4 protein-coding genes are annotated in these 5,271 nt (G+C 61.4%); 1 reads left to right on the top strand and 3 read right to left on the bottom strand.

Features of this window, described 5'->3' with window-relative positions; genetic code table 11:
- Window positions 1–193: 193 nt before the first annotated feature.
- Entirely contained in the window at window positions 194–1,375 is a 1,182-nt protein-coding gene (gene nhaA, locus PMI32_RS02585) for a Na+/H+ antiporter NhaA (protein ID WP_008034612.1), read from the bottom strand.
- A 235-nt stretch (window positions 1,376–1,610) separates the two neighbouring features.
- Here nhaA and PMI32_RS02590 point away from each other — a divergent pair, with 235 nt between their 5' ends.
- Window positions 1,611–2,708, top strand: a complete 1,098-nt coding sequence (locus PMI32_RS02590; RefSeq protein WP_177318900.1) for a PLP-dependent cysteine synthase family protein — start codon at window positions 1,611–1,613, stop codon at window positions 2,706–2,708.
- Window positions 2,709–2,822: 114 nt separating this feature from the next.
- Here PMI32_RS02590 and PMI32_RS02595 read toward each other — a convergent pair whose 3' ends face one another.
- Together PMI32_RS02595 and PMI32_RS02600 are read right to left on the bottom strand one after the other, a co-directional pair.
- Entirely contained in the window at window positions 2,823–4,436 is a 1,614-nt protein-coding gene (locus PMI32_RS02595; RefSeq protein WP_008034608.1) for an NAD(P)/FAD-dependent oxidoreductase, read from the bottom strand.
- A 95-nt stretch (window positions 4,437–4,531) separates the two neighbouring features.
- On the bottom strand, window positions 4,532–5,185 hold the full coding sequence (locus PMI32_RS02600; protein WP_008034599.1) for a COG3650 family protein: 654 nt from the start codon (window positions 5,183–5,185) through the stop codon (window positions 4,532–4,534).
- Between the last annotated feature and the right edge of the window lie 86 nt (window positions 5,186–5,271).

Genomic DNA, 5,271 nt, shown 5'->3' with positions numbered 1-5,271 from the left:
AGGCGAGCTAACGCTCGGCCTGCTGAGTGGTGAAAAGCAAAAGCGTACGGCGATTTCCTGTAGGAGCCGGCTTGCCGGCGATGGCGTCCGTCCAGTCAATAAACAGGTTGATTGACCCACCGCCACCGCCATCGCCAGCAAGCCGGCTCCTACAGGGTTAATGTGCGAGCGATGCCACCACAACCATTCAGGATTAGCGCTCGCCTTGCTTGCGACTCGCCGCCGCCGTCACCGCATATCCAATCAACGCTGCCAATATCGACCCGGTCAAAATCCCCATCCGGTCCATCCCGGCGTACTCACTGACGCCCGGCTCAAACGCCAGTGAACCGACAAACAAACTCATGGTGAAACCAATCCCGCAGAGGATCGCAACCCCCAGCACCTGGCCCCAATTGGCGCCTTGGGGCAGGGCGGCGATGCCGGTTTTTACCGCGAGCCAGGTCAGGCCGAACACGCCAAGCGTCTTGCCCAGCAGCAGGCCGATTGCGATGCCCATCGGCACGTGATGGGTGAAGCTTTCGACGGTCACGCCGCTCAGGGACAGGCCGGCGTTGGCGAAGGCGAACAGCGGCAGGATGCCGTAGGCGACCCACGGGTGCAGGGCGTGTTCCAGCGTCAGCAGCGGCGACGGCTCGGCGTTTTTGGTGCGCAGTGGAATGCAGAAGGCCAGGGTTACGCCGGCCAGCGTGGCGTGGACACCGCTTTTGAGTACGCACACCCACAGGATCAAACCGATGATCATGTACGGCCCGAGCTTGACCACGCCGAGCCGGTTCATCGCGATCAGCGCGACGATGCAGGCCGCGGCCAACGCCAGGGACAGGGTCGACAGCGCGCCGGAATAGAAGATCGCAATGACGATGATCGCGCCGAGGTCGTCGATGATCGCCAGGGTCATCAGGAACAGTTTCAGCGACACCGGCACACGCTTGCCCAGCAGGGCGAGGACGCCGAGGGCGAAGGCGATGTCGGTGGCCATCGGAATGGCCCAGCCACCGAGTGCAGCGGGATTGTCACGGTTGAAGAACCAGTAGACCAACGCCGGCACGACCATGCCGCCAATCGCCGCGGCACCGGGCAGGACCACCTGTGAAGGCTTCGACAGCTGACCGTCGAGGACTTCGCGCTTTACTTCCAGGCCGATCAGCAGGAAGAACAGGGCCATCAGGCCGTCGTTGATCCACAGCAATGCCGGTTTGGCGATTTGCAGCGCGCCGACCTGAGCCACCACAGGGGTGTCCAGAAAGCTGCTGTAGAGCCACGACAACGGGGAGTTGTTGATGATCAAAGCCAGGGCTGCTGCGGCGATCAACAACAGACCGCTGGCAGCTTCCAACTGAAAGAAACGCGTGAAAGTGCTACGCAGAGGCAAGGTCGCTCTCCATCGAATAATCAAAAAGGTGGCACACCCTAACCCGTACCGTTAGTTGTTAAAACAAAAGTTATATTCTTTTTTGTTATATGCCGTTACAGCGCGAAAGGCGACACGGACCTGAGCCTAGCAGTTGCCGGACGTATTGAACCTCAGCTGTATCTGTGCGCGATGTCGGATTTTTCCTAAGCTTGTGGGCTGAGCCTTGTGCCAAGGCCGACTCAACGAGAAAACCATCATGAGCGACAACCGACAGTGGGCCCGGGAAGCCATCCGGATCATCGAAGCGGACTTCCAGCGCAGCGCCGACACGCACCTGATCCCCTTGCCGCTGCCTGGGTTGCCGGGCATCGAGTTGTATTTCAAGGATGAGTCGAGCCATCCCACCGGCAGCCTGAAACATCGCCTGGCGCGTTCGTTGTTCCTCTACGCGCTGTGTAACGGCTGGCTTAAACCCGGCGCGCCAGTGATCGAAGCGTCCAGCGGTTCGACGGCGATTTCCGAGGCATACTTCGCCCGTTTGCTCGGCCTGCCGTTTATTGCAGTGATGCCGGCCACCACCTCCAAAGAGAAGATCGCGCAGATCGAGTTCTACGGTGGCAAGAGCCATCTGGTGGACGACCCGACGCAGATCTATGCCGAATCCGAGCGCCTGGCGCGCGAGCACGACGGGCATTTTATCGATCAGTTCACCTACGCCGAACGTGCCACCGACTGGCGGGCGAACAACAACATCGCCGAATCGATCTTCCATCAGATGCGTTTCGAACAGCACCCTGAGCCGAGCTGGCTGATTTCCAGCCCCGGCACCGGCGGCACCACGGCGACCCTCGGGCGATACGTGCGTTATCGCCAGCATTGCACTCGCGTGCTGTGCGCCGATGCCGAGCGCTCGGTGTTTTTCGATTACTACCTGACTGGCGATGCCAGTCTTCGCCTGGATCACGGTTCGCGGATCGAAGGCATCGGTCGGCCACGGGTCGAGGCGTCGTTTCTGCCAAAGGTGATCGATGCGATGGTCAAGGTGCCGGACGATCTGTCACTGGCGGCCATGCATTACCTGGCGCAGCGTTTGGGACGTCGGGTGGGCGGGTCGAGCGGGACCAATCTGATTGGTGCGTTGATGGCGGCACAACAGATGGTGGCAGCGGGGGAAACGGGGTCGATCGTGGCGATTCTGTGCGATGGCGGCGAGCGCTATGAAACCAGTTATTACGATCAGGCCTGGCTCAAGGCGCAGGGGTATGAGTTGAGTGGGTTAATGGCGGCGGTGGCAGCGAGTGTCGAGCGCGGCGAGCCGTTGCCAGCAACAGTGCTACGCGCCAACATCTAGCCCCAAAGCGGACCTTGTAGGAGCCGGCTTGCCGGCGATGAATACTCCACGGTTTATCTGAATAACCGCGTTATCGTTCATCGCCGGCAAGCCGGCTCCTACAGGGGATTTGTGTCAGGCCTCTAGGCCGAGGATATCGCGGGCCACGGCTTCAGCGATGCGAATGCCATCGACACCCGCCGACAGAATCCCGCCCGCATAACCCGCGCCTTCACCCGCCGGGAACAAGCCCTTGACGTTCAGGCTCTGCATCGACTCGTTACGGGTTATCCGCAACGGCGACGACGTGCGCGTCTCGATCCCGGTCAACACCGCGTCATGCAGCGAGTAGCCGCGAATCTGCTTCTCGAACGCCGGCAAGGCTTCGCGAATGGCTTCGATGGCGAACGCTGGCAAGGCCAACGCCAAATCACCCAGCGCAACACCGGGCTTGTAGGACGGTTCAACGCTGCCCAGGTCGGTGGACGGTTTGCCCGCGATGAAATCGCCCACCAACTGTGCCGGCGCTTCGTAGTTGCTGCCACCCAGCACAAAGGCGTGGGATTCCAGACGTTCCTGCAACTCGATACCGGCCAGCGGGCCGCCCGGATAATCGACTTCCGGGGTGATCCCGACGACGATCCCGGAGTTGGCGTTGCGCTCGTTACGCGAGTACTGGCTCATGCCGTTGGTCACGACGCGATTCGGCTCGGAGGTCGCCGCGACCACCGTGCCGCCCGGGCACATGCAGAAGCTGTAGACCGAGCGACCGTTCTTGGCGTGGTGCACCAGTTTGTAGTCGGCGGCACCCAGTTTCGGGTGGCCGGCGTACTTGCCCAGGCGCGCGCGGTCGATCAGCGACTGCGGGTGTTCGATACGGAAACCCACCGAAAACGGCTTGGCTTCCATGAACACGCCACGACCGTGGAGCATGCGGAAAGTGTCGCGAGCGCTGTGGCCGAGGGCCAGAATCACGTGCTTCGAATGGATCTGTTCGCCGCCGTTGAGCTCGACGCCAACCAATTGACCGTCCTCGATCAACACGTCGGTGACGCGCTGCTGGAAGCGTACTTCGCCACCCAGTGCACGAATCTGCTCACGCATGTTTTCCACAACGCCCGTCAGACGGAACGTACCGATGTGCGGTTTGCTGACGTAGAGGATTTCTTCCGGCGCGCCGGCTTTGACGAACTCATGCAGGACTTTGCGCCCGATGAATTTCGGGTCCTTGATCTGGCTGTAGAGCTTGCCGTCGGAGAAAGTCCCGGCGCCGCCCTCACCAAATTGCACGTTGGACTCGGGGTTGAGCACGCTTTTACGCCACAGGCCCCAGGTGTCCTTGGTGCGCTGGCGCACTTCGGTGCCGCGCTCGAGGATGATCGGCTTGAAGCCCATTTGCGCGAGCAGCAGCCCGGCGAAAATCCCGCACGGCCCGAAACCTACGACAACCGGGCGTTGCTGCAGATCGGCCGGCGCCTGGCCGACCACTTTGTAGCTGACATCCGGCGCCACGTTGACGTTGCGGTCATCGGCGAACTTGTGCAGCAACGCCGCCTCATCCTTCGCGGTGAGGTCGATGGTGTAGATGAAGCACAGTTCGGAGGATTTTTTGCGCGCATCGTAGCTGCGCTTGAACAAGGTGAAATCGAGCAGGTCATCACTGGCGATGCCCAGGCGCTGCACGATGGCAGGGCGCAGGTCTTCTTCGGGATGGTCGATCGGCAGCTTGAGTTCAGTGATTCGTAACATGACGGGATCCGGTTCGCGGGGCGCACAACTGCGCCAAGGCGTTTGAAGGCGGCGATTATAAGCCCCAAAAGCCGAGTCCCGTGAGGCTTAAACGATCAGTCGTCGCGCGATCCGCCGAAATACCCGCAACCACGCTGAACCTGGCCGTCAATGCGCAGTTCGGCGCTCATGTGTTGAACACTGCCGGTGCTGCTGTCGATGCAACGTTGCGGCGCGACCCACAGTTCGATGTGCTGGTTATTGGCTTCGGTGCTGAGGTTGAAGCGGCCATCGCCCAGTTGCTCTTCAACATAAGGGACGGCCAGGGGCGGTTGGCCCGCACGGTCGACGACCATGCCTTTGCCACTGACCTTGACGTTCCACTCGGGCCCGTGGCCGGCGGCGCGCAGGATCAACGGTTTGAAATTCGGATCGCCGCAGGCGGTGCCCGAGCGCTCGACGCGGTACAGCTGCTCCAGATCGAGGCGGCTGTCGACGATTCGCCCGCGAACGTCGGCGAACAGCTTGCCCTGCGCATTGGCGAGGCTGGCGGCCTCTTGCAGGATGCTGGTGCCGCCGGTGTCGTTGACCACGAAACTGCGCTGCTCATTGCACGGCTGGAACAACAGCTTGCCGTCGGCTGCCGTCAACTGACCCTGCATTCGGGTCTGGCCCACGTGGGAGGCACTTTCACGCGGGCCATCGAACAACTGACAGGCCGCGAACAGTGGAAGCACGGCAACAAGGACTAAGGAACGGGCAACACGCATCTTTGGCTCTCCAGACAAGAGCCGCCACGTTACGCAGCCTGACCGTTCATCACAACCCCGCGATCAACCTTGTAGGAGCCGGCTTG

The sequence above is a fragment of the Pseudomonas sp. GM60 genome (assembly GCF_000282415.1).
GTDB classification, from domain to species: domain Bacteria; phylum Pseudomonadota; class Gammaproteobacteria; order Pseudomonadales; family Pseudomonadaceae; genus Aquipseudomonas; species Aquipseudomonas migulae.
This window is presented reverse-complemented; position numbering and strand designations above follow the sequence as displayed.